The following is a 24,188-nucleotide window of genomic DNA, read 5'->3' as shown; positions in this document are numbered from 1 at the left end:
AATGGGGAATGGGGAATCGGGAATCGGGAATCGGGATGAAGTACTTTGCTCCCCAGCAACCAGATGTAGCCAGTGCGATCGCTTTGCTCATCAAGAGGCTTGCCAACCGCCCGAATCTCATCCAGAGTCGGCATCCCGTCGACGTCGCGGTAGCAAAACTGACGTTATTACTGCAAAAAAAATCGATCGCGAATGATTCCAATGCGATCGATAACAAAGATAGTGTGTGATGTTGTTGATTCGAAACCGATCGAAAGAGTAATTCGATACAGAAATATCAAGCATATAAAAGACCGATTGATATTTCTGTATCGACCGATCGATCGAATCTCGATCTCCATACATTTTTAATTTGATTACTCAACAACCTCTTCAATAACTTCTTCAACGTCTTCGATGACTTCAATCATCTCAAGTCCTTCAAAAGCGTCAGCGTCTTCAACTCCTTCCATGTCTTCAAAAGCTTCGACTTCTTCAGTTTCGGTCTCGTCGATGACTTCAAGACTTTCAACTTCTTCAGTTTCGGTCTCGTCGATGACTTCAAGACCTTCAACTTCTTCAGTTTCAGTTTCCTCGATTATCTCAAGACTTTCAACTTCTTCAGTTTCGGTTTCCTCGATGATTTCAAGCCCTTCGACTTCTTCGATTTCTTCATACTCTATCGTTTCAAACGAAGTCATACCTTCGAGATCGGGGTTCGCCGGATTCGCATTCAACGGCGACATGACTCCCAAAGTACAACTGGCAGCAGCAATTGACAGTAAAACTTGCACGCGGATCGTAAATAAAGATGTAGACATATTTGTGAACTCTCCCCAAATTTAAGACTACATCCTAGTACGGATATTTAGTTTTTTCAACTTTAGTTTTAATAAAAAAAACTTATACTTTAAACAAACGTCAACATATTGAGAATCGATTGCAATTCTCGTCGAACTCTAATCTTTACAAATATGAGAAGGACTGGAATTCTTATATCTTAACGCCAGTTTTTGATAAGCCAAAACCCTGATGCTACCGTGACCCAGAAATCGGCAAAAACCAGATTCTGTCGTTGAAGCATTGAAAATTTACCACTTAACTAAAACTCAGGTTATCTTAATATTCTCAATATTTTTTCGATGGCAAGTCGGCTGAGAGTGGCGATCGAAACTTGAGTTTAAATGAGAATGAAACTCCATACTGGCAAAACGAATGTAGATTCATAACATGGACTTTCCATGACAAATGCTTCTGGCGGCAGAAAAATAGTCGATCGCCTGGGGTAAATCTCCGAGCGGGTGAGGAAAGCACTCCATTCCCCATTCCCGATTCCCTATTAACGTCAGTTTTGGTTAAGTTGTCTCACCCCAATGCTGACTCCGAGCGATGTTCGGGCAGGCTAGAAATTCGAGAGCAAGTCGATCGCACTGGGATGAATTTCCTTGCTAGTGAGCTGGGAACTTCATTCCCCATTCCCCACCTTCACCCGAAGCTATCTTATCCAAAACTGACGTTATTACTGAAAAAGTGTCATGAAAAGGGCCCAAACGGCTAGAACCCAAAAAAATCCCCATCGATGAGATGGGGGTCAGGTTGCCACTTACTATCTGATTACTCTTAAGGTATCCTGGCAATCTAGGTGACGCATCACCCTTGGTGGGTACTTTGCGAGGAAAAGGTATTACCCGATCGAACATGGTTTCCGTTTCCCCGCACCCAGAGATTGCTAACGCCAACCTTCCAACACCATCCGCACCCCTCCCGATGGACTCATCGTCAGACCCCGACGCACGGGACGCATGGGACGCCGATTGGTAGGGGTGAGTTTCATCTGCGAGAGTGCCGTTGCCAGTACCAGCTTCATTTCATACTGCGCGAACGCATAGCCGATGCAGCGACGATTCCCGCCACCAAAGGGCAAAAACTCGTAGGCCGAATACTTCTGCTCTAAAAAGCGATCGGGGTTAAAGCGATCGGGTTCCGGGTACAAATCTTCGCGATGGTGTATCAGATAGATATGGGGTAACAGTGCCGTTCCCGGTTCGCAACGATAGCCCATCACCTCAAACGGGGCTTGCAACACCCGCGCGAAGGTTGCCACCGCCACGGGATAAATCCGCAGGGTTTCGCTGCAGACGGCATTGAGATAAGGCAGTTTGGTAATTGCAAAGGGATCGGTTTGCCAATCGACGCTGTCAAGTTCCGATCGCAGCTTTTCGAGGATTGCCCGATCGCGATGCACCCAATAAAACGCCCACGCCAGCGCCGTTGCTGTCGTTTCGTGGCCGGCAAACAGCAGCGTCATCAACTCGTCGCGCAACTCCACATCACTCATGGCTTCTCCCGCTTCATCCCGCGCGGCCATCAGCAAGCTGAGAATGTCTTCTCCGGCGAGATCGGGATTTTGGCGGCGATCGGCAATTTCGGCATAAATGAGTTCGTCGACTCGTTGCTTCAAGCGCAAGTAGCTTCCCCAGGGACTCCACGCTCCCAAATCCTGGCGCAGTATCGGCAAAAATGTCATCGCCGAACCCAGGAGAGTGCCGCTTGTATCGAGTAACGCTTTGAGTAGTTGCCGCAGGCGATCGTACCGTCCCCCCACATCCAAACCAAACACCGCGCGCAGGATAACTCGCAGGGAAATTTCTTGGGTCGCTTCCCGAATAATAAAGGGTTTCCCGACTTGCTGTTGATGCATCACCTCTTCGGTAATCTCGCACATCAACTGACCGTAAGCCCGCATCCGTTCCCCGTGAAATGGCGGCATCAACAGTTTGCGCTGGCGTTGGTGGCGCTTGCCATCAAGGAGGAGCATGGAGTTATCCCCCATACTCGCTTGCATGAACTGTCGATTGGCCTCGCCGGATTTAAACAAATCGGGATCTGCTGTAAAAATGTCCTGTACCCCTTGCGGATGAGCCACCATCGTATAGGAAGCGTTGGCAAATTCGAGTGTAAATATATCCCCGTAGCGTTTGTGGAGTTTTTCAGCATAGGGCAGAGGACGGAAAATGCCAATGAGGGTTTGTAGCACTGCTGGCATATCCGCTGCCACAGGGGGTACAGATGATGGAGAAGCTGGAGGGGGAACGAGAGTCGTCATAGTTTAAATCTCCTGAAACGGAACGACACAAAACCCGTATATTTTTACTATCTAACTTATCCACGAACCTGACCAGGGAAGATCGGAAAGTTAAGCGGGAAGTTAATGGAACGTCAGTTCGGGATAAGACCGGTTTCCGGTGAAGGTGGGGAATGGGGAATGGGGAACGGGGAATGGTTTTAGATTTTGGGTGTGGGATCTCAGGATCGATCCGTCATCGGAAACCGTCTAAATCTCAATCGTCAATCGACCAGTCACACTAAATCTGGAGCTTGACAAACGAGCAATTTTCGCGCGCGTTTCACCCATACAGTCGCACCTACACCCGATCGTGTACTCTTCCCGATCTCCTAGAAAATCGCAATCGCCACAGGTGTTGCAAATATTCGATCGATTGCCGCAGCGTCACTTTACTCGCCCCTTCCTGGCGTTCTTGAAACACGTATCCCACTTCGGCAATTCGCTCGATATTGCCCCGTCCCAATACTTCAATGGCAATTTTGTACCCCACCGGGTCTAAAATGCGATCGGCGATCGCATCCCGACGAACGATAAAATAGCCACTCATCGGATCGCTCACCCGACTCACCACGCCCGGTAATATCAGCAATCCCAGTAACTGCGCCCCGCGAGAGAGAAACCGGCGAGAAAAACTCCATTCGCTTACCCCCCCATCTTTGACGTGGCGGCTGGCAACGGCAAAATCCACCCCACCATCGAGGGCCGCGAGCAGTTTGAGCAAGGTTTGCGGGGGATGCTGGAGGTCGGCATCGATCGCCCCTAACCATTGTCCCCGCGCCACTTGCCAACCCCGTACGATCGCCGTCGAAAGTCCTCGTTCTCCCTGACGGCACATCACCCGCAGTTGAGGATATTTCTCCATCAACGCGCACGCCACATCCCAAGTGCGATCGGGACTGCGATCGTCCACAACGATTAATTCGTACTCTCCGGGCAATACTCGATCGAGGAGTTGCGTCAGATTCTCGATCAGAGTGGGGAGGTTCTCTCGTTCGTTGTAAGTCGGAACCACCAGCGAAAACTGAATTGAGGTGCGATCGGTCTTGGCAATCGCCGGAATCCGTAACGGAGTCGAGGGTTCGACCCAAAAATTTGGGGTCGGGAGACGGTCTTGGGAAAGAGCATCTGGCAACAGTTCGATGGCTGCGATCGAGGGTGTCGCACGACTCGAAGATTTTGAAAGATCGGTGTCAGTCAGCTTGGAGAGCATGGAACCCTGAGATAGAGACGCTCGCTTATTTTATCGCTCCGTCTTCATCGATCCACCCACTTCTCTAGCTCAATCTTTCCAATCTTTGCGGTTTCTGGGAGCACACCCATTCGTCAGGAGCAGTGTGGTAGGCCATGACGGATTCGTTATTCATGGGAAAAAATTGATGAGATCGGCGATTATCTTCATGTTTTGAGTTTCGTAAATAACGTCAGTTCGGGATAAAAAGTGTCGTTTGGGGGTGGGGTGTGGGGTGTGGGGTGTAGGGGGCGATCGCGAGTGCTTAGAGTCGATTAGAGCTAGTGGGGTGAGAGGTTCTTCTACTGATGACTCGAATCGACATCAGTACGCTCGACTTTCAAGTATCCTTAACCCGAACTGACGTTAACCGTAGTGGCGACTGCTATATTTTTCCTACTTGTTCACCTCAGGATTTGCCACTTATTACTTATCACTTATCACTTGTCACTTCTTACTTATTACTTATCACTTCTTACTTATTACTTATTACTTAAAACATCTCTCCCAAAACCTCCACCAATCGCTCGAGATGGGCGGGTTCGTGGGTTGCCATCACCGTCAACCGCAGACGACTGGTGGGAACGGTAGGAGGACGTACCGCAGAGGCGAAGATGCCGGATGCTTGCAACTGTTTCCCCGCAGCGACGACGCGGGCGGGATCGTCGAGGGGCAAACAGACGATCGGGGATTGAGAAGGAAGTGGTGCAACCGGTAAGTGACGCTTGAGTAACTGTTGCAGATCGGCGACATTTTGCCAGAGTCGTTCCCGACGCTGGGGTTCTTGGCAGACGATCGCGATCGCCTCTCGGGCAGCTGCGGTATCTGCTGGAGATAACCCAGTGGTATAAATCCAACTCGACGCTCGATTTCTCAGAAAGTCAACCAGCTTTGCCGAACCGGCGACGTAACCCCCCAAACTCCCTAGGGCTTTGCTGAGGGTTCCCATTTGGATCGTGGGGCGATCTCGAATGCCGAAATGCTCGGCGCATCCAGCCCCCGTTGCCCCCAGTACCCCCGTAGCGTGAGCTTCGTCGATGAGTAACATACACTCAAATTGCTCGGCCGCATCCAACAGTTCCGGTAGCGGACATAAGTCGCCATCCATGCTGAAAATGCTATCGGTAAGAATTAACGCCCGTCGGTATTGGTGTCGGTAGGCTTCAAGTTGGCGTTGCAAGTCAGCGATATCGCCGTGGCTGTATTCCACTACCCTTGCCCCCGACAGAATTGCCCCGTTTTTCAGGCTAGCGTGATTATAGCGATCGCTCAATATCAAATCCCGCTTACCCACCACTGCGGCGATCGTGCCTAAATTTGCCAGATAGCCGGAACTAAAGACGATCGCATCTTCCGTCCCTTTGAGCTGGGCGATCGCTTCTTCTAAATCTCGATGGAGTTGCCGATGTCCGCTCAGCAGCCGGGAACCGGTACTACCGGTGCCGAACTTCTCGGTGGCAGCTACCGCAGCCCGAATCAAGCGCTCGTCTCCCGCTAAGCCGAGATAATCGTTACTGGCAAAATTCAGCAGCGATCGCCCATCGACTTTAACGATCGCACCGGGAGGTGTTTCGAGGGTTTGAGGCGCTCGATACCAGTTGGCTTTGTGGATGGCGGCAAGGGATTTATCGATCCAGGCATAAACCATGATTTGATGTCTCGTTCCAAGTCTGGTAGGGGCGATATCGAGTTCGGTTGAAGACTGAATAAATCGCTCGCAAATTCACCGTGAGGTGGGTACCGGGGGCGTGGAGAGTACGAGCGGAGAATTGGAGATTGAATCCGCGAGAGTGTCCTCGATTATAACTTTAAGCGTCAATTCAATCGATTGAGTATTTCTGCTGATTGTTAATCCATAATCGTTATGATTACAATTTAAACATTCGGAAAAAACTCAAAAATCGATCGAATCTCAAACGGATGCAAAGCTCCCGTGTGGGGGATGGCAATCTTTCTCCACTTCTCAACCCATCAGAAATCATGGGTTCGGGCAACAGGAGTTAAATCCTGAAGTGTATTCAACAACGTTATTCAATCACTACTCTCAATCAGACTATGGCTACTCTCACCGAACGTCGTCCTCAAAATATCGAAGGGGATTTCTACGTCGATCGCACCTGTATCGATTGCGATACCTGCCGCTGGGTTGCGCCGGAAGTCTTCCATCGGGCCGGGGAAAAGTCGGCCGTTCACCACCAACCCGCGAACGAAGCCGAACGCCTCCAAGCGATGCAGGCTCTTCTGTCCTGTCCCACTGCCTCTATTGGCACGGCGGAGAAGCCCAAAGATATCAAAACCGCCCAGCAAAGTTTTCCCATCCCCGTCACCGAGAACGTCTACTACTGCGGCTATCATTCCGAAGCCTCTTTCGGTGCAGCCAGCTATCTGATCGTCCGTCCCGAAGGCAATGTTTTGGTGGACTCTCCCCGCTTTGCGCCGCCATTGGTGAAGCGCCTAGAAGAACTGGGCGGCGTGCGTTATATGTACCTGACTCACCGGGATGACGTGGCCGATCATCGCAAGTTTCGCGATCGCTTCGGGTGCGATCGCCTGTTGCATACCGACGATATTACGGCAGATACCCAGGATGTGGAAATTCCCCTCTCTGGAACCGAGCCGATCGAATTTGCTCCGGATTTGCGGATTATTCCCGTTCCCGGACATACCAAAGGTCATACCGTCTTGCTATATGGCGATCGGGTGTTATTTACCGGAGACCACCTCGCCTGGTCTGCGCGTTTGAACCATCTGGCTGGGTTCGATCGCTTTTGCTGGTATTCCTGGCCCGAGCAAATTCGATCGATGCACAAACTCAGCGAATACTCTTTTGAATGGGTTTTACCAGGTCATGGTCGCCGCTACCATGCAGATCGTGCGACGATGCAGCAACAAATGCAACAGTGCCTTGATTGGATGGAAACTGTTTAGCGAAACCTGGCCATAATCCCTGCTCTCTCGTTGACGGTACATCAGGGATATCGATCGCGGTTTTAACGCTCGGAAGGGGGCAGCAGTTCTGAGAGGGTAACGATGCGGTATCCCTGGCGTTGGAGTTCTGGCAATACGATCTCGAGTACTGATGCGGTGCGATCGCCTCTATTTCCCCCATCGTGCAGAACGATTATATCGCCGGGGCGCACGTTGGTGAGGATGTGACGGACAGCAAATTGGGTGGAGGGAATGCTGGTATCGTAGGGAAAGACAGAACCGAGAGCCACCCGATAGTTATGTTTTTCAGCGGTGGCAATCATTTCTTTGTCGTACCATCCCGATGCCGGACGCAACCAACTGGGGGTTACGAAGTTCGATAGTACTGCCTCGGCTTCGAGGAGGTTGGCTTCAAAGTCTGCGGGGGAAAGGTCGATACTGGGTTCGTCTTCCGTGAGGTGGTTGCCCAGCTCGTGTCCTTCGCGCATCGTGCGCATCACGAGAGATTCGTTGCCCGAAATTCGAGAACTGATGAGAAAAAAGGTGGCGCGGGCTTGATGGCGGGCGAGGACTTCCAGGATTTTGGGGGTGGCGATCGCATCGGGGCCGTCATCGATGGTAAGGGCGACAACGCGATCGTCGGTATCGCTAAAGTAGACGACCCCCGGCGCGATTGCAGAAACGATCGACAGCAGCCACCGGGGTTGGAAAAATAGCAGGGCTATTGTAACTAAGGCGATCGAACCCGAACCCACGAATCCCAACCCCAACCATCGCCAATTTAGACTATTTAAAAATGTCATGTATGGTACTGCGTGCAGATATCGTTACATGTTTTCTGGGTTGGGGAATGGGAGTCGGGAAATCGGAAACGGCTAGTCCTATAAAATCTTTGGCACTCGGAAGTAGTCACCCTCTTGTTCCGGTGCTGATTCGAGAATATCATCCCGGTTTGCATAGGGTTCGAGATTATCCGCTCGAGTGACGTTACTCACATCGATCGCCCGAGCGGTCGGCGGTACATCATCGGTATTAAGTTCGCTCAACTGATTGAAATAGTCCAAAATACTGCTCAATTGCGTTGTAAATTGCTCTTCTTCTGTTTCTGTCAGTTCCAGTCGCGCTAGATGAGCGACTTTGCGAACTTGTTCTCGATCTATAGTACTCATAGTTCTTGGGGAGTCTTATTAGAATTTAACGATTTTGAGGAACTAACAATAACCGATAAAGCTATTCTTTTGATATAAAAAAAAACGAAGCAATATCGATTAATTATTGGCGTTTTATTGAAAACTTAGCGACGATTTGAGTCACAATTCGATTGTTTTCGATCGCCAAGCAGAATGCACTCACATAGATTTTCTCGACCTATTTTATCGAGAAGAACCAGCCAATTACATCGAACGACCAGTATTTTTCAACCAGTTTTGGGCCTCGATGTAGTTATTCGGCGCGAGGCTGACGGCTTGCTTCCAGTAATCTGCCGCCCGATCGAAAAAATCTTCCGCCCCTTCATTATCCCCCGCTTCCTTTGTCTTTTCTCCTTTGTAATGGTAGATGACGGCGATGTTGTTGAGCGCTTGGGGCATCTGGGGGTTGAGTTCGAGGGCTTTGTTGTAGTCTTCGAGGGCGCGCTCGTGTTCGCCGTTACTGGCGTGAATCAGCCCCATATTGTAGATAATATAGCTGCGATCGGTGGGATCTTCTTCGAGTTTGAGGGCTTCTTCGTAGTTGTCCATCGCCTCCGCATACTCGCCATCGGCTTGGGCGGACATCCCATCGCGATAGTAGGCAAAGGCTTCTTTCGATCGTTTGTTTGTCGGCAGCATCTTGAGAATGATGTCTGCCATGACGGTGAAGCTTTTGTCGATAAAGTTATCGTTTTTCTGTGTCCGAGGCATAACAATACCGTGGGTTTTCAAGCGTAGATTGTTTATACGTGGATCTTACTACCATTTTCCGACGCGATCGATATTGCGACTTCAATCTACACACCTGGGGCGATCTCTGAAACTCTTTAGATTTGGTTTAGGTTTGTCGATGTCTTACGGGTTAAAGGTTTGAGGGGTGTTGCCAGTTTTGTCGTGGCGATCTGGCGATTGTCATAAAAATAAGGACTAGGAATCATTCTTGGTTTTGGATTCCTAATCCTGACTTTTGAATTTGAGGGGTTTCCATTAATTCGGCTTCTTCTGAAGAAGCCTAGTGCAATGCGGCAGAAATAACTACCCAGCTCTCAATTGGTGAAAGCTATACACAGTAAGAATTTTTAATTTTGCATTTTGCATTTTTAATTCTGCGTAGCAGCACTAGGAGCTTCGAGAAGCTGAAATTCAAGCTTTTTACGAAGAGTTTCCATTAATTCGGCTTCTTCTGAAGCCTAGCAGTTGGCTCGAACGATGGATCGCGTCGTCAGCGATGTCAAGTTTCCATTAATTTGGCTTTTTCTGAAGCCTAGCAGACGCCGGACTGCACCAACATGCTGACGATTACCACCAGTTTCCATTAATTCGGCTTTTTCTGAAGCCTAGCAGATGGAGGAAGAAAAAATATGAACTGCAACTCTGCTTAGTTTCCATTAATTCGGCTTTTTCTGAAGCCTAGCAGGGCGCATCCTGAGATGCTTGCCCTAAAAGAACCCTACCACAAAAATACAAGCACCTCCCCTGTTGTTCGTACAACCTCATACACCTTCCCTTTAAAAATTTCCCAAACCCAGACCTGGTAAGGCGCGGGCGTTTTGCAAACATCTGAATCGCTCAAACCTCGAATCCGGAAGCGTTTCCAGGTTTTTGCTCTCAAGAAGATCGATCGCAATCATTGGTGCTTGTATTTTCTCGGGGGAAGACATATTCGATCGGGCATTTTCTTTCTCCCTCTGCCTACTGTGCGGAGGGCGTTAGCGTTAGCGCAGCCATGCCGCAGGCTATAGCCTACGGCATGGCTATAGCATTTGGATATTTCAGATGTCGTTTCTCCAATAATTTATCGCCCAAATGCGCGCGCCCCTACAGCCTCCTCTACCTTTCCAACTGCCTACCTGCAAACTCTCTTAAATTCCGAATTCGGAATTCGGAATTCCAAATTCTTACCCCATCTCGTATCCGAACTTATTGGGATCGACTTCGCTTAAATCTACATCTGCCAAACCGTACTCAGCCCAGCGACGTTCTACCATTGCCGCCACATCGGCATCGGATTCTAGGGGTTCTCCCCATTCATGTTCCGTTTCCGGAGCAACTTTGGTGGTGGCATCGATACCCATGCGTCCCCCCAAACCCAGCTTCTGACTGGCAAAATCCAAGGTATCGAAGGGGGTATTCGGGAGGATAAATACGTCGCGGGAGGGATCGACTTTCGAGGAAATCGCCCACACCACCTGACGGGGATCGCGAATGTTGATTTCCTTATCGACGACGATGACGAATTTAGTGTAGGTAAACTGGGGCAGGGCACTCCAAAATGCTAATGCCGCCCGCCTTGCTTGCCCCGGATAGGCTTTATCGATCGAAATAATCGCCGCTTTGTAGCTGAGGGCTTCCATGGGCAGGAAGAAATCGATAATTTCCGAGACTTGCTGGCGCAGAATCGGGGTATAAATGCGGTTGAGGGCGATCGCCATCATCGCTTCTTCTTTGGGGGGACGACCGCTAAACGTCGTCATATAAACCGGGTCTTTGCGGTGTGTCATGCAGCCGAAGCGAATCAGGGGCGAGTCTTCTACGCCGCCGTAGTATCCCATGTGGTCGCCGAAGGGGCCGTCGGGCAACATTTCCCCCGGTGTAATCGTGCCTTCGAGGACGAACTCGGAATCCGCCGGCACTTCCAAATCGACGGTTTTGCACTTGGCGAGGGGAACCCCCGAACCGCCGTAGAGTCCAGCAAATAGCCATTCTGAAAGGTCGACGGGAATCGGCGTGGCGGCGGCCATGATAATCAGGGGGTCAACCCCGAGGGCGATCGCAATTTCGAGCTTCTTGCCTTGTTCTGCGGCTTTGCGTAAATGCCGCGCCCCCCCGCGCACCGACAGCCAATGCACGGTCATGGTATTCTTCGACTGCAACTGCAACCGATACACCCCCACGTTCGGCGTTCCCGTTTCGCAGTCTTTGGTAATGACCAGTCCCAGGGTGATGATTTTGCCCGCATCGCCGGGATAGGGGCGAATCAGCGGCAGTTTGTTGAGATCGAGATCGTCTCCTTCAACGACGACTTGCTGGCAGGGGGGGAAGAAATTGCGTCCCGGTTTGGCTTTGACGACATCGAAGAGAACTTTGCCAAATTCGATCGCCTGAGAGATTTTCTTCGGGGGTTTGGGTTGCTGCAACATCCCCAACTTCTTACCGAGTTCTTCTAACTCCTGGGGTTTTTCCATATTCATCGCCCAGCAGACCCGTTCTTCGGTTCCCATCAGATTCACGGCGACGGGATGGTCTGCCCCTTTGACGTTCTCGAATAGCAGTCCGGGGCCGCCTGCTTGCAGCATCCGGTTGGAAATCTCCGCAATCTCCAAATCCGGATCGACGAGGGCGCTAATGCGTCGCAGTTGTCCCCGGTCTTCGAGCAGTTTCAGAAATCCCCGTAAGTCTCTCGCCATCGGTCTGTTGTCTGGGTGAAGGGTTATTAATATAACTTAACATTATTTGTTGATGGGGAATTGGGGAGAGGGCGAAGCATTTGGACTTGTCAGATTTCGTTTTTCTCATTATTTATCGCCCAGATGCTTTGCCCCTACAGTGTCCTCGGCCTCCTCTAAACGGGATCGAAAATTAGAACGTAAGAGACCTCGGGATGGAGGCATTTGAGGGTATTGAGGTAATGTTCGGCGACGTTGCGCTGGCGGGTGCGGGAGACGACGGTGCGCTGCATCTTCGGTAACAGGCGGATGACGCACCAGGGATGGAGGCGATTTCGGTAGGATGTATCGAGGTTGGGTTTGTCTGAATTCGGACAAACTAAACTTGTTGCCGTTGCGATCGGCAATTGAGTTGGTATCATGGTTTTACCTTCTTTTTTGAGGAAGAAAGAACGATCGCTTTACGGGTTTTCCAGGCACGAAGGCGATCGCTTTTCAAGATTAGAATTATCAAAGAACGAATACTCGTTCTTTGTCAAGTGCTACATGGGCTTAGTTAGGCTGCGGATTCGAGAACTGGCACGAGAGAGCAACTGGACGCTCAAAGAAGTTTCCCATCGTTCGGGGATTCCCTACACCACAGTTACCACCTACGCGCGATCGCCGGGAATGGCGACAGTGGATGCCACGGCGTTAATCAAACTGGCGCGGGTATTTGACGTGATGCTCGAAGATTTAATTGAAGTTGTGGAAGAATAGACGAGGTTGATGCTTTGACGGGTTTGATGGGAATGCGAGATCGCCCACTCCTAACCTTCGAGGGGCTCAAACATGCCTTTTTTAGAATAGGTACTGATTCCAAAATTCGATCGCTCGTGCTTTTTAGATTAATTTTTCCCAAAAGTCGAAATTATTTTTTAACTCGATTGCCTTTGATGCCATGGAAGTAGGGTTGTTCGAGGCGATTACATCTCGGAAGAAATCGGCTCGAGCGGGTGTTCGTCTTTACAAATAGATTCTGGCTTAACAGGGCAAGTGTCGTCACCAGACAGTGGATTACCGCCGATAATTAGAAACGTCAAGTTTGTCAGAGTCGACAAAGGCGTGACATCGCGAATTTGATTTCCACTCAGAGTCAGAGAGGTTAAATTTATTAAAGAAGAGAAAGAGGAAATATCAGTAATTTCGTTTTCGTCTAGAGCTAAATGATTCAAATTGGTTAGGCTCGATAGAGGATTTACATCGATGATTTGATTCCCAAACATTATAATTTCTGTCAAGTCCCTCGAAGACGCTAAAGGTGAAATATCAATAATTTCATTCCAGACTAAATTAATTGCCTTTAAATTCTGTAAGGAAGATAAGGGTGTAATATCGCTAATTTTATTGACTCCCAAAGCTAGGAACTCTAAGCTATCTAAAGAAGAGAGAGGAGTCAGATCGGTAATTTGATTAATACCTAAGTTAAGCGATGTTAGATTTGTTAGAGAAGATAAGGGTGCGATATCAGCGATTTTATTTTCGAAAAGTGTCAGGTCAGTTAATTGAGTCAAAGAAGCCAGAGTTGTAATATCCTCGATCTGATTTTCATCTAAACTGAGTTCGGTCAAATTGGTGAGATAAGATCAAGACTGGATATCTCGAATTGAATTTTGAGTGAGATTCAGCTTTGTTAACTGCGTCAATGATGATAAAGGGGTAACATCGTGAATTCTATTATTATCTAGATGCAGTTCGGTTAATTTAACGAGAGTAGATAGGGAAGAAATTGTTTGGATTTGATTCCACCCTAAATTAAGCTTAGTTAAATTCTCTAAATAAGAAATGGGAGATAGATCCTGAATTCCATTCCCGAATAAATTTAGCTCCGTTAAATTATTCAACGAAGATAACGGAGTAATATCTTGAAGTTGATGGTTTTCTAGATCGAGTTTGGTGAAACTAGATAACTGTTGCTCTGCCCTTTGGCAATCTTGCGTTTTGACAATTTCCAGCAGCACTTCAACCGTGCGTCGTGACGCGGGTGTTAAATTTGCTTTTCGATCGCACCAATCGGCAAAGCGATCGAATTCTAGATCTTGGGCTGGTACAATCCCACTCTGTCCGATCGCGATAAGAGAAATAAGAGCGATCGCTCCGTTTTTAATATTCAGTATTTGAGAGATTTTCATTGTGTCGATTGCCAAAATATGATACATCTTGGCGGCCAAGAATGGGGTCGTACTATGTTATCGACCAAATACATTATTTTTATTCAAAAAAAGATGCATCTTTCAAGCAAATTTATAAAGCGTCTCTAAAAACTCAATATCGATCGGAAAATTAGGAGTGGATATGCTCAATAATTCGAGGTTGCGATCGCATAATTTAGCCTTTACTTCGATCTCTCAAAACCTCTCCCACTAGTCCCGCCAGCTTTTTTGCCGCCCCCAGTTGACCCCGCACCTGCCGCAAACGAATTCGCATCGCCTCCAATCGTTCCGGATTTTCGAGATAGTCGCAGGCGAGACGGGCGACGGCATCCGGTTCCAAACGACCGATGAGTTCCGGGACAATTTGTTCTTGCGCCCAAATATTCGGCCAGGCTAAGCAGGATGCCCCGGCTTTGCGAGTCAACCACTGCCACGCACACCAGTTCACCAGCTTCGCCATCCCCGTTCCGACAACTGGTAGATTTACTAGTAAACCCGGCAATCCATCCCAGGCGCGCATAGCATCGAGTTGTTGAGTGGGAATCAGAACCAGCATCGGCACGGCTAGAGAACCGAGTTCGGCGGTATTTGCCCCCACCGTCGTCAGACACAAGCGGCACTGGGAGAGCAAATCGTAGGGGGGAGTATGAGGCCACAAATAGACCTTCAATCCCGATCGCGTTTCTAAGTACGCCGAGGTTGTCTGTTGCCCGCAACGAAAACAATCTGCCTCGAATTTGAGTTCGGCTGCCGTCCAACCGAGGGCGCGAATGGTCCGGTTGTGTTGGGGGTTGGCGAACCGGGCGAGGGTTTCGATATCCAGGGTGGGGGCCACGGGAACGACGAAGCGGGTGTGGGGGCGCACGCTGCGGATACGTTCGGCGATCGCTAACTTCAAGGGAACGCCCTGAGTAAGTTTGAGAGATTTCGATCCTGGAAGAATGCCGATGAGTTCGTCAGGATTGTCGGATTTGTTTGCTGGGGGGGGTTCGTCATGCGATCGCGACACGTCCGCCATCAAATCCCCCACCACGGTAAACTTATCGGCATATTTCGCCGCTACCCCAGCCATCACCGTCGGTTTCATCACCCCAAACCGATCGATCCAGCGATGCCACCGCGCCTCCCATTCTGCATACACCACCGTCCGATATCCCAATCGACGGCTTAAAAGTACCGGAAAAACTTGGTCTCCCCCCAAAAATAGGATCGCCCCATGTTGCCGCCAGTCCCAATTCTGGGCCGTTTCCCCCCGCAGCAGAAATTGCCAAAATGCTTGGGGGCCCTGAACGCGATCGACTTCTGGATACGATCGGGCAATCTCCGCTTCCCGGCCGCTCGCATTCGGACAGGGAGACAATACCACGGAAATGCGCACCCGATCGCGGTCTTCCCCCAGTTGTCGCCGCAATTCCCCTACCACCGGACGCACCCACGTCGTCACCTCTCCCGGCCCGTTGGACAAAATTAAAATATCGATCGCGTCTGTCATCTTGTTATCGTTAGGAGGCTTAGAAAGCAGGTAACAGTTGGCATTGGCAACAGGGAAGAAAATATAATATCCATCATCTGTCACCCTCCCCGAGTCCCCGCGTCCCCGCGTCCCCGCGTCCTCCCCTCCCCCTGCCCGAACGTTAAAGAAATGGGATAATCTATTGGTTGCCCAGAATTGCGATCGCAGATGACCGATTTCATTCAAGCCGTCCAAAACGGCGATGTTTCAGCCGTACGAAGTGCCATTGATGGGGGTACTGATGTTAACGCCACCAACGCAGAAGGAACCAGCGCGATCGCCCTCGCTGCCGAAGCCGGACACCTGAAGATCGTACAACAACTGGTGGCTGCGGGAGCGGATATCGACCTGGCAGACAAGGATGGCTGGACGGCGCTGATGGCAGCAGCAGGAAGCGGACGCAAGGACATTGTAGAAACTCTGCTCGATGCCGGGGCAAATGTCAATGCCAAAACCAACTTCGGTTTGACTGTGTTGATGTGTGCCGCTGGGGGCGGTAAAACGGAAGTCGTGCAACTGTTGCTCGATCGGGGTGCAGATATTGACGCCAAGGATAATAACACCTGGACGGCTTTAGTCTGGGCTTCTCAGGAAGGACATCAGGCCGTTGTGGAGTTACTTAAGGCGGCGAGAGGTTGATTAAGTAATAAGTAATAAGTGATAAGTAGGATGTGTGATACGGCGCTCTGATTTTCCCTAAATAGAACCTGAAAGTCCGTTGTCACGCATCTAGTGCAGCGCGGCCAAAATAACTGACCAGTTCTCAATCCGTGAAAGCCCTATGTACTCTTCATTATTATCCGAATTCAAATAAATACTAATATCTAATTTAGAATCACAATTGACGTAGCTTTTTCGACGCGGAAGCTCATCACATTTATAAAAATTACGACGCTCTAGATAATCGAAAAAATATTGTGATTTATTCCAAAAAAAGCAATCGGTAACATCTTGAATTAGAGATGAGATCGTAATCTATCGGTCGTTCATTATATTTGAAATATAAGAATATGCTTTTGGAATCGATCGAAACTCGATTAAGATAAATTATGTAATAAAAATAAGTTGCGAATTTGCAAATTTCTAAATTCTAAATTTCGATCGAACGATAATTTTTATAAGTAATTATTCCCATTTTCGATCGGATGACTTGTCGAGCCGAGATTGAGGGTAACTGTTATAACAGAACTGAGCCGGAATGCAATCGCGGCTGAAATCCCCGAATGGGAGATAATCCTGATAACCCATCGTCTTAGATGAATATTTTAAAGAAGAGTCTAAATCTGGGTGGGATGTAGCATGTCAACGATCGTCCATCGCCAACAACCCAAAATTTCCCTCGGCGTCAAAATTTTTGGTATTGCCACCACGATGCTAGCACTGCTAGGGGTCGTGGCATATGTTTCTTCGAATCGACTGCGACAGGTCAATCGCGAAATCCAAAGTTTGGCTGAGTATACTATTCCCATTACCGATCTCGTTGCCCAAGTTGATATTTACGCCCTCGAACAACAAAAAAACACCGAACGCCTGATTCGGTATTACCAGCTCGATTCCCCAGATTGGTCGCGCATTGATGAAGAACGGGAACAATTCGATCGACGCAGGCTCCTCGTGGATGAAGAGTTAGCCAAAGCCGCTAAATTGACGGTAGCAGCGCTCGATCGCGCTCAAATCGATGCCAACCGTCAAGTCTGGTCTGCCATCGAACCTCAATTAGAACAGATCGAACAAGAGTATCAAGACTTACACGATCGCTCCATTGCCATTTTCGAGTTACTCGAAGCCGGTCAATTCAACGCAGCGCGTGAGTTAGAAGCCCCCCTCGAAACCGATGCAGATAATTTTGCTCGCCAGATGGAAGGGTTAGTCTTAGAGTTAAAAGCCTTCACCATCCAAGCGAGCCAAACGGCAAAAGGTCACCAAGCCTTCGTCCAGCACCTAAGTCGTTCCGCTGCCATTATCGCGACGGTGTTCGGTTTGTTCTACGCTTCCCTGGTGACGAGGGGTTTGGTGCGCCCGATGCGGCGACTGGTCAGCAGTATGGAATCGGTGCAACAGGGGAATTTAGACACCTATGTTGAGGTCAAAACCACCGATGAAATTGCCACCTTGACCCGAGCCTTTAATGAGATGGTCAAGGAATTACAACTCAAGGCAAGGCTCGAAGATACCTTTGGCAAATATGTCGATCCGCGCGTGGTGAAACGACTGGCGACCCGCTCCGAAGAAGCACAAACTCAGGGGGAGCGAAAAGTGATGACGGTCTTCTTTTCTGATATTGACGGGTTTAACGCCATTGCCGATACGCTCAGTGCCGAGGAACTGGTTGAGTTTACCAATCGCTATTTAACCCTGATGTCAGCTCCCGTTTCCAACCATTCCGGCGTCATCGACAAATTTATCGGCTCGATGGTGATGGGGTTTTGGGGGTCGCCGTTTACTAGCAAAACCGAACACGCCGAACTCGCTTGTTATGCAGCTTTGGAGCAACTTGCGCGGCTCGATCGATTGCGCGAACTCGTCGCCGAGTTTTCCGAGAAACTGGCAACCACAATCGAGATCGACCTACACGTGGGTATCGCCACCGGATTGGTTGTCGTGGGTAATATGGGGTCTGCACTCTCGAAATCCTACACCGTCATGGGGGATACGGTGAACGCAGCATCCCGCCTTAAAGGAGTGGGTAAGCAATACGGCATCCCCATCGCCCTTTTGGATGCAACCCGAAACCAAGCAGGGGAGGCGATCGAAACTAGAGAAATCGATCTCGTACAAGTCGTTGGCAAAGAAGAACCGGTGCGCGTCTACGAACTGCTTGGTCGTCAAGGAGAAGTGGAACCCGAAACCTTAAACTGGCGCGATCTTTTCGAGAAAGGTTTAGTCGCCTACCGAATACAAGATTGGGAGCGGGCACAACAATATTTTCAAACTTGCAAACAAGTTCAGCCTGACGATCGCCCCACGGCAATATATCTCGATCGCATCCAAACCTTTCAAAATCATGCCCCAGGGAAAGATTGGGATGGGGTGTGGCGTTTGACGAAGAAGTAATAAGTAATAACGCCATGTGCAACTTGTACGAGCCAAAACCTGACTACACGGGGGGAAGGGGGAAGGGGGAAGGGGAAAAGGGGAATTTTTCGACTCGCTGACCATATGGCTTCGCAAAAAGAGCGCACACCGCGTTAATAAGTAATCAGTAATCAGTAAATAGCTCGGAGCAGCAATTTAGAGTGGGCATTTTTTTTATTTTTATGTTGAGATTGGTTATCTACTACCCACCGCAACCCACTGCATTTTCTCTCGATAGAGCATTAAAAATTCGGTTTTAGTTAATTCTTAAATTTAAAATTTATAACTATGTTTCGTTTTCGTCCTTCTATTCCCATTGGCATCAAAATTTTTGGAGTCGCCACGAGTATGTTGAGCTTGCTGTTGGGAGTTTCCTATGCCAATCATTACCGAATCGGTCAAGTGACGAAAGAGTTGGTTGATATTGCCAAATATATAACGCCGATTGGGGAAAAGGTAACAACCATAAACGTTCGCGTTCTCAGACAAGAAATTCACTTCGAGCGGATTTTGCGATATTACGAAGAAGACTCAGTCGATCGAGATAGTATCGATCGAGAATTGAAAAAATTTGAAGAACTGGGGACTCTCGTCGATGTAAAATTGGCTGAGGCGGTTTCTTTATCTGAGGATGCCATTAAAGATGCTCGAAAAATTGAAGATGCAGTTGAGTTTGCCCGTCTTCAACCGTTGTTATTGTTACTCGAAGAAGAGCATCAAAAACTTCACGATCGCAGCCTTGAAGTCGTCCAACTTTTAGAAGCTCAGCGATTGCAGGAAGCCGAACTGCTCGCCGAGAAACTCGAAGAGGACGATAACGATTACGATCGGCGAGTTCGACAGATCGTCCTCCAACTTCAAGAGTTTACCGAAGCTTCCACTTGGAAAGCCGAAGAACGGGAACGGAGTACTCTAGAACTGAACCGGCGGGCAACCACCGTAGCGATAGCCGTTGGGATTCTGTTTTCTTCGGGAGTGACTCTCAGTTTAATTCGTCCGGTGCGCAAACTCGTCGGCGGTATCGAGGAAGTCGAACACGGGAATTTGGAGGCACGGGTTGCGGTTAAAGCCAAGGACGAAATCGGGACGTTAGCGGACTCGTTCAACCGGATGATGGATGAGGTGCGGCAAAAAGAGCGACTTAAAGCCACCTTCGGACAATATCTCGATCCGCGAATCGTGGATACCCTCATCCACCAACCTGGTGGTTTCAACACCAGTCAAAAGCAAGTGATGACGGTCTTTTTCTCAGATATGGCCGGGTTTAGTACTATCAGCGAAATGCTCACCCCCGAAGGATTGGTTAACCTCATCAACGAGTACTTGACGCTGGCTTCAGAACCCATCGTCCAACACAACGGGGCGATCGACCAATTTATCGGCGATGCGGTCAAAGCGTTCTGGGGACAGCCTTTCGTCAGCGAAGCCGATTGCGCCAAACTCGCCTGTTATGCGGCACTCGACCAATTGTCCCAACTTGAAAAGCTGCGCCGGAAGCTGCCGGAAATCGTCGGATTTCGCAAGGGATTGCCCCGAATTGACGTGCGAATTGGGTTGGCGACAGGGGAGTTGGTGGTGGGAAATATCGGTTCGGAAAAGTCGAAGTCTTATACGGTGATGGGTAAAGCGGTGCAGGTGGCCGAGCAACTGGAGGGGGCCAGCAAACGCTACGGAACGACGATTCTGATGACGGAAGCAACGAAAGTTCTCGCCGAAGACAGTATTGAAACGCGGGAAATTGACGTTGTACAGTTGACGGAAAAAGACGAACCGGTACGCATTTACGAGTTGCTCGGTTGTCGAGATGCGATCGATCCAAACATTGCTCAGTTGCGCGATCGCTTTGAAGCGGGATTGCAGGCATACCGCCAGGAAAATTGCTCCCTCGCACGATCGCACTTTGAAGCCTGTTTGAGTTTGAAAGCCACGGATGGACCGACTCGTGTCTATCTCCAGCGGTTAGAACAACGAGTGATTTCATAGTCGCGCTACGGGAATTTTTTGGGACGTCGCCGATTGAGTTAGGCGAACGAGATTCTATTCAAGCTCTAGATCGAATTGAGGTATCCACGCTGAATGTAGCGGAAAAAATCGATTTATAGAACAAAAATACTCTATCCGTAGACATATTGGGTCGTGTCGCTCGAGTGAGTTAACCGAGCGATCGAACTCTCGATCTTTCCAGGGTTTGGTTTTGACTCTAAACACTCGCGATCGCCCCACACCCTGCACTCTACACCCCACACCCAACCGATACTTTTTATCCCGAACTAACGTTATTCATGATTTTTTCAAACTCTATTTGAAAACTTGTGAGATGATGTAAAAATCATTTTAAAGTGGCGATCGAATCTTTAATTTTACCTGCTATTCTGATGCTTTTAGGTAATGCGATCGCTCCGGAGAGTTTATGATGCGAACGGTTTACCTTCACTCATCTTGCCAGATTGTCATTGAGGGCGATCGCCAAACAGTTATTACACCAACGCTACAAATTGCCCGATCGCTAAACGTTCCCCACCAAAGTTTAGAATCCCTCGCCCAACAGGTTTGCCACCGCCACGGCATCACCGTCGCACCGATTTTACTCGCCCATCGAACCCTACAAACTGCTGTCAAAACAGCGATCGACCCTACCGATATCGAAGGTACGGCGCGGGCATTTTCCAAGGCGGTAAAATCCATCCTTCGCGCTGGAATTGACTTAGAATCCCTCGCTTCGGTACAGCAGCCAAAAGTTCGACAACTCGCTCATCTCACCCGAACGTACCAACAGCAACTCGCCGATCGAAATACGATCGATTCCGCCCAACTTCTATGGCGTGCGAGCAGTCTAAAATGCGATCGGCAACCGTTATTTATCTACGGCTATTTCCAGCCCCGTCCCGATCGACTCGAGTTTATCGATGCGATCGCCGATGACGGTAGTGCGATGGTGTTGCCTTGCACGACAGAGGATGCATTCGCCGATAATCGTGCTGCCATCGATTGGTTGCAAAAACGGGGATGGGAAATTGTTGAAGATTCTTCCGTTGAAAATGCACCAGTCGAAAAAGTACCGACAGAGTTCGATCGAAATTCCGCACTTCCCATTCCGAATTCCACATTCCTAAACCCCATTTCTCCCCTTTCCGAATTCCGAATTCCGAATTCCGAATTCAAACAACACACATACCCCCACTCCGAAGCCGAAGTGCGTGGCGTTCTCTCCCAAGTCAAACAACTCCTCACCGATGGGGTAGCGGCGCGGGATATCGTTCTGGTGGCGCGAGATGATGCCGCCTACGGTCCGATGCTGCTCGATGTTGCGTGGGAATACGAGTTACCGGTGCGGGCATTTTACCCCGTTCCCCTCACCGCCACTCGGTTGGGGGCGTGGGTGCGGCTGTTGCTCGAAGTTGTCGGCAGTAACTTTCTCTTCGAGGCAACGGCAAAACTGCTGAGTCATCCCCTAGCTGGGGTGAAATTGCAGGGAGTGTGGGCCCAAGTTCGATCGCAGCATCCTCAAGGTTTTCGTCCGTGGCAGAAATTCGCCAAACCCGCAGGTATCGATTTATCGGTTTTGAAATGGAAGAAAAAGGATACGCGATCGAACTGGGTGCAGCGATTGCGCGATGCCCTCGATGGCTTTGAAATCCGGCAGCATTGCGCGGGGAGGGCGCGGGAAATCGTGGCCTACTACAAGTTTCTCGAAGGACTCGAAGCCTCAATGCAACCGGCAACGGAACGGCTGGGGTTGGCGGAATTTACCCGCGAAATTGCCGATAGCCTCCGCTTGCTATCGGTTCCCGCCCAACCGGGACGCGGGGGAGTGGAATTGCACGTTCCCCAATCGGTGGCAGGGACTCGATATGCCCATGTTTTCGTGTTGGGGATGGCGGAAGGAATGTTTCCCGCCCCTCTCGAAGACGATCCAGTGTTGGATTTCTTCACCCGCAAGCAACTGTGCCGTCAGGGGTTGACCCTGGAATCGATCGCCCAGGTGACTCGCCGGGAAGCCTTATCGTTTCGGTTCCTGTTGCCAGTAGCGACTCATACCCTAACCTTTTCCTATCCCCAACGGATGGGGAAAGCCGAAATGCTGCCGAGTCCGTACCTAACTCCATTGGCACTGCAATCCCAAACTCCGGAGGTGGCTTCGGCGAGTTTGGAGGAAGCCCGGAAAGTTGCGCTAGGGCAGTACGTTCGGGCTTCGGGGGCTTCGGAAGCAAGATGTTCTCATGTATCGAATGGTTCTATTCCCAATGATGCGTTGGATTTGAATAGGGATGGGGCGAATGGAAATGATTCTATTCCGAATGGAAAAGTTGCTGCCCTCAAAAATGGTCGTGGTAACGGTCATGTGAATGGCAATCAGAATGGCAATCCAAACAGCAATCTGAATACAATTGAAACGATCGCCGCTTCCCTGGACGATCCCCTTTTCTCCCATATCGTCGCGGCTTGGCAAATCGAGCAACATCGAGAAAGCGCCAATCCCCACGACGAATACGACGGGGCGATCGCGATCGAGATCGATCCGGCGAAGCGAGTCTTTAGCGCCTCTCAACTGACACAGTTAGGACAATGTGGGTTTAAGTGGTTTGCCGGACACCTGCTGCATTTAGATGAATTGGACGAAGCAGAAACCGAACTGAGCGGTAGAACGCGGGGACGACTCTATCACAAAACCCTAGAACTGGCGCTGCAAATGGCGCGGGGGAAGCCGGATTTGCGAGCGGGGATGCTCGAATCTTTGGACGCAGCGTTTGCCCAAGCGGAAGAGTCGGAACGGCTGGGGGAAGTTTCGGCATGGGAGGTGCGCCGTCCGGAACATCTCGATCGCCTGCGCCGAACCATCGCCCACGACAGTTTTTTACTCGATGGGGCTGAGGTACTGGCGACGGAGCGAACGTTTGTGGGAACCTGGTACGGTCTGAAGGTGGAAGGTACGGTCGATCGCATCGACGATACCCCCGACGGGTTGCATTTGGTGGAATACAAGAATATTTCCAGCAAACCCACCGCCGCCAAGGATGCCCAAGGGAAAGCCAAGTTAGAGATTCAGTTACCTCTCTACACCCAAGTCGCCGCCGAAGCTCTATTTCCCGATCGCCCCGTTGCCAAAGCCTATTACTATTCGATATCCAAACAAAAGGCGATCGATGTCAAAACCGACGATACCGAATTAGCTGAATTCGTCGATCGCATCAAAGGGCAACTGCGCCAGGGAGACTATCGCGTCGAACCAGATGTCGATGGTAAGGCGTGTAATTATTGCGCCCAAGATGTCGTCTGTCGCAAAGGACCGAGGTTACATCGGAAGCAGGTTTAGGAATGGGGTGTGGGGTGTGGGGTATGGGGAAAGACGCGGTGACACGGAGACGCGGTGATGGGGAGAGAATTAAAAATTAAAAATGGGGAGGTTGTAGGGGCACAAGCATTTGAGCAATAAATTCTGCAACAAACGAAACCTATAGCGCTTCTTGTGGTTTATTTACACTCTTGAAAAAATCCTTTTTTTCCATTCCCCGTTCCCCGTTCCCCGTTCCCCGTTCCCCATGACTGAAAATCTGTAATGAAAAGGGCGC

General features: G+C 49.7%; 18 protein-coding genes and 1 pseudogene. 7 read left to right on the top strand and 12 right to left on the bottom strand.

Going from position 1 to position 24,188, the window contains the following annotated elements; genetic code table 11:
- The first annotated feature begins 35 nt into the window (after positions 1–35).
- Positions 36–230, top strand: coding sequence for a hypothetical protein (locus AC2215_RS03550; RefSeq protein ID WP_486808574.1), 195 nt, complete (start codon positions 36–38; stop codon positions 228–230).
- Between the two features lie 126 nt (positions 231–356).
- Here AC2215_RS03550 and AC2215_RS03545 read toward each other — a convergent pair whose 3' ends face one another.
- The 4 genes and pseudogenes from AC2215_RS03545 to bioF all read right to left on the bottom strand — a co-directional run bounded on the left by AC2215_RS03545 (position 357) and on the right by bioF (position 5,982).
- Entirely contained in the window at positions 357–800 is a 444-nt protein-coding gene (locus AC2215_RS03545) for a hypothetical protein (RefSeq protein WP_486808573.1), read from the bottom strand.
- Positions 801–1,708: 908 nt separating this feature from the next.
- A complete protein-coding gene (locus tag AC2215_RS03540; protein WP_486808572.1) occupies positions 1,709–3,085 on the bottom strand; it encodes a cytochrome P450 in 1,377 nt (458 codons plus the stop codon).
- Positions 3,086–3,434: 349 nt separating this feature from the next.
- Positions 3,435–4,166, bottom strand: a pseudogene (locus AC2215_RS03535) (polyprenol monophosphomannose synthase); the annotation flags it as partial.
- Between the two features lie 661 nt (positions 4,167–4,827).
- Complete coding sequence (gene bioF, locus AC2215_RS03530; protein WP_486808571.1) at positions 4,828–5,982, bottom strand: 8-amino-7-oxononanoate synthase; 1,155 nt, start codon at positions 5,980–5,982, stop codon at positions 4,828–4,830.
- A 407-nt stretch (positions 5,983–6,389) separates the two neighbouring features.
- On the opposite strand from bioF, the gene AC2215_RS03525 reads away from it, so the two are divergent.
- Positions 6,390–7,262: an MBL fold metallo-hydrolase gene (locus AC2215_RS03525; RefSeq protein ID WP_486808570.1), complete on the top strand. Its 873-nt coding sequence runs from the start codon at positions 6,390–6,392 to the stop codon at positions 7,260–7,262.
- 62 nt (positions 7,263–7,324) lie between these two features.
- On the opposite strand, the gene AC2215_RS03520 is transcribed toward AC2215_RS03525, so the two are convergent.
- The 5 genes from AC2215_RS03520 to AC2215_RS03500 all read right to left on the bottom strand — a co-directional run bounded on the left by AC2215_RS03520 (position 7,325) and on the right by AC2215_RS03500 (position 12,260).
- On the bottom strand, positions 7,325–8,065 hold the full coding sequence (locus AC2215_RS03520) for a chitin deacetylase family protein (RefSeq protein WP_486808569.1): 741 nt from the start codon (positions 8,063–8,065) through the stop codon (positions 7,325–7,327).
- Positions 8,066–8,143: 78 nt separating this feature from the next.
- Complete coding sequence (gatC, locus tag AC2215_RS03515; RefSeq protein WP_486808568.1) at positions 8,144–8,431, bottom strand: Asp-tRNA(Asn)/Glu-tRNA(Gln) amidotransferase subunit GatC; 288 nt, start codon at positions 8,429–8,431, stop codon at positions 8,144–8,146.
- A 225-nt stretch (positions 8,432–8,656) separates the two neighbouring features.
- Positions 8,657–9,163 carry a photosystem I assembly protein Ycf3 gene (locus AC2215_RS03510; protein ID WP_486808567.1) on the bottom strand — a complete coding sequence of 169 codons (507 nt, stop codon included), beginning with the start codon at positions 9,161–9,163 and terminating at the stop codon, positions 8,657–8,659.
- A gap of 1,187 nt (positions 9,164–10,350) precedes the next feature.
- Complete coding sequence (locus AC2215_RS03505) at positions 10,351–11,859, bottom strand: UbiD family decarboxylase (RefSeq protein ID WP_486808566.1); 1,509 nt, start codon at positions 11,857–11,859, stop codon at positions 10,351–10,353.
- A gap of 155 nt (positions 11,860–12,014) precedes the next feature.
- Positions 12,015–12,260, bottom strand: coding sequence for a hypothetical protein (locus AC2215_RS03500; protein WP_486808565.1), 246 nt, complete (start codon positions 12,258–12,260; stop codon positions 12,015–12,017).
- A gap of 124 nt (positions 12,261–12,384) precedes the next feature.
- Here AC2215_RS03500 and AC2215_RS03495 point away from each other — a divergent pair, with 124 nt between their 5' ends.
- The gene (locus AC2215_RS03495) at positions 12,385–12,597 is read left to right on the top strand and encodes a helix-turn-helix domain-containing protein (RefSeq protein WP_486808580.1); all 213 of its coding nucleotides are present in this window, start codon (positions 12,385–12,387) and stop codon (positions 12,595–12,597) included.
- Between the two features lie 206 nt (positions 12,598–12,803).
- Here the strand turns inward: AC2215_RS03495 and AC2215_RS03490 are convergent, their stop codons facing one another.
- The 3 genes from AC2215_RS03490 to AC2215_RS03480 all read right to left on the bottom strand — a co-directional run bounded on the left by AC2215_RS03490 (position 12,804) and on the right by AC2215_RS03480 (position 15,522).
- Positions 12,804–13,448: a leucine-rich repeat domain-containing protein gene (locus AC2215_RS03490; protein ID WP_486808564.1), complete on the bottom strand. Its 645-nt coding sequence runs from the start codon at positions 13,446–13,448 to the stop codon at positions 12,804–12,806.
- Between the two features lie 15 nt (positions 13,449–13,463).
- Positions 13,464–14,009, bottom strand: a complete 546-nt coding sequence (locus AC2215_RS03485; protein WP_486808563.1) for a leucine-rich repeat domain-containing protein — start codon at positions 14,007–14,009, stop codon at positions 13,464–13,466.
- Between the two features lie 196 nt (positions 14,010–14,205).
- Positions 14,206–15,522: a glycosyltransferase family protein gene (locus AC2215_RS03480; RefSeq protein ID WP_486808579.1), complete on the bottom strand. Its 1,317-nt coding sequence runs from the start codon at positions 15,520–15,522 to the stop codon at positions 14,206–14,208.
- A gap of 189 nt (positions 15,523–15,711) precedes the next feature.
- Between AC2215_RS03480 and AC2215_RS03475 the strand changes: the two genes are divergently transcribed.
- From AC2215_RS03475 to AC2215_RS03460, 4 genes are all read left to right on the top strand, one after another.
- Positions 15,712–16,182, top strand: a complete 471-nt coding sequence (locus AC2215_RS03475) for an ankyrin repeat domain-containing protein (RefSeq protein WP_486808562.1) — start codon at positions 15,712–15,714, stop codon at positions 16,180–16,182.
- A gap of 660 nt (positions 16,183–16,842) precedes the next feature.
- Positions 16,843–18,597 carry an adenylate/guanylate cyclase domain-containing protein gene (locus tag AC2215_RS03470; protein ID WP_486808561.1) on the top strand — a complete coding sequence of 585 codons (1,755 nt, stop codon included), beginning with the start codon at positions 16,843–16,845 and terminating at the stop codon, positions 18,595–18,597.
- 309 nt (positions 18,598–18,906) lie between these two features.
- Positions 18,907–20,601 (top strand): adenylate/guanylate cyclase domain-containing protein, encoded by a 1,695-nt coding sequence (locus AC2215_RS03465; protein WP_486808560.1) that lies wholly within the window; start codon positions 18,907–18,909, stop codon positions 20,599–20,601.
- Positions 20,602–21,028: 427 nt separating this feature from the next.
- The gene (locus tag AC2215_RS03460; protein ID WP_486808559.1) at positions 21,029–23,932 is read left to right on the top strand and encodes a PD-(D/E)XK nuclease family protein; all 2,904 of its coding nucleotides are present in this window, start codon (positions 21,029–21,031) and stop codon (positions 23,930–23,932) included.
- The last annotated feature ends 256 nt before the right edge of the window (positions 23,933–24,188 follow it).

The sequence above is a fragment of the Zarconia sp. genome (assembly GCF_057467645.1).
The sequence above is the reverse complement of the archived record's forward strand: the minus strand, read 5'-3'. Positions and strand labels throughout refer to the sequence as shown.

Excerpts from the sequence above, each read along its gene's own strand:
- AC2215_RS03525 (WP_486808570.1), top strand. The coding sequence starts at position 6,390 with ATGGCTACTCTCACCGAACGTCGTCCTCAAAATATCGAAGGGGATTTC.
- AC2215_RS03510 (WP_486808567.1), bottom strand. The coding sequence starts at position 9,163 with ATGCCTCGGACACAGAAAAACGATAACTTTATCGACAAAAGCTTCACC.
- AC2215_RS03500 (WP_486808565.1), bottom strand. The coding sequence starts at position 12,260 with ATGATACCAACTCAATTGCCGATCGCAACGGCAACAAGTTTAGTTTGT.
- AC2215_RS03520 (WP_486808569.1), bottom strand. The coding sequence starts at position 8,065 with ATGACATTTTTAAATAGTCTAAATTGGCGATGGTTGGGGTTGGGATTC.
- AC2215_RS03465 (WP_486808560.1), top strand. The coding sequence starts at position 18,907 with ATGTTTCGTTTTCGTCCTTCTATTCCCATTGGCATCAAAATTTTTGGA.
- AC2215_RS03540 (WP_486808572.1), bottom strand. The coding sequence starts at position 3,085 with ATGACGACTCTCGTTCCCCCTCCAGCTTCTCCATCATCTGTACCCCCT.
- AC2215_RS03480 (WP_486808579.1), bottom strand. The coding sequence starts at position 15,522 with ATGACAGACGCGATCGATATTTTAATTTTGTCCAACGGGCCGGGAGAG.
- AC2215_RS03470 (WP_486808561.1), top strand. The coding sequence starts at position 16,843 with ATGTCAACGATCGTCCATCGCCAACAACCCAAAATTTCCCTCGGCGTC.
- AC2215_RS03485 (WP_486808563.1), bottom strand. The coding sequence starts at position 14,009 with ATGAAAATCTCTCAAATACTGAATATTAAAAACGGAGCGATCGCTCTT.
- bioF (WP_486808571.1), bottom strand. The coding sequence starts at position 5,982 with ATGGTTTATGCCTGGATCGATAAATCCCTTGCCGCCATCCACAAAGCC.
- AC2215_RS03550 (WP_486808574.1), top strand. The coding sequence starts at position 36 with ATGAAGTACTTTGCTCCCCAGCAACCAGATGTAGCCAGTGCGATCGCT.
- AC2215_RS03505 (WP_486808566.1), bottom strand. The coding sequence starts at position 11,859 with ATGGCGAGAGACTTACGGGGATTTCTGAAACTGCTCGAAGACCGGGGA.
- AC2215_RS03545 (WP_486808573.1), bottom strand. The coding sequence starts at position 800 with ATGTCTACATCTTTATTTACGATCCGCGTGCAAGTTTTACTGTCAATT.
- gatC (WP_486808568.1), bottom strand. The coding sequence starts at position 8,431 with ATGAGTACTATAGATCGAGAACAAGTTCGCAAAGTCGCTCATCTAGCG.
- AC2215_RS03475 (WP_486808562.1), top strand. The coding sequence starts at position 15,712 with ATGACCGATTTCATTCAAGCCGTCCAAAACGGCGATGTTTCAGCCGTA.
- AC2215_RS03460 (WP_486808559.1), top strand. The coding sequence starts at position 21,029 with ATGATGCGAACGGTTTACCTTCACTCATCTTGCCAGATTGTCATTGAG.
- AC2215_RS03495 (WP_486808580.1), top strand. The coding sequence starts at position 12,385 with ATGGGCTTAGTTAGGCTGCGGATTCGAGAACTGGCACGAGAGAGCAAC.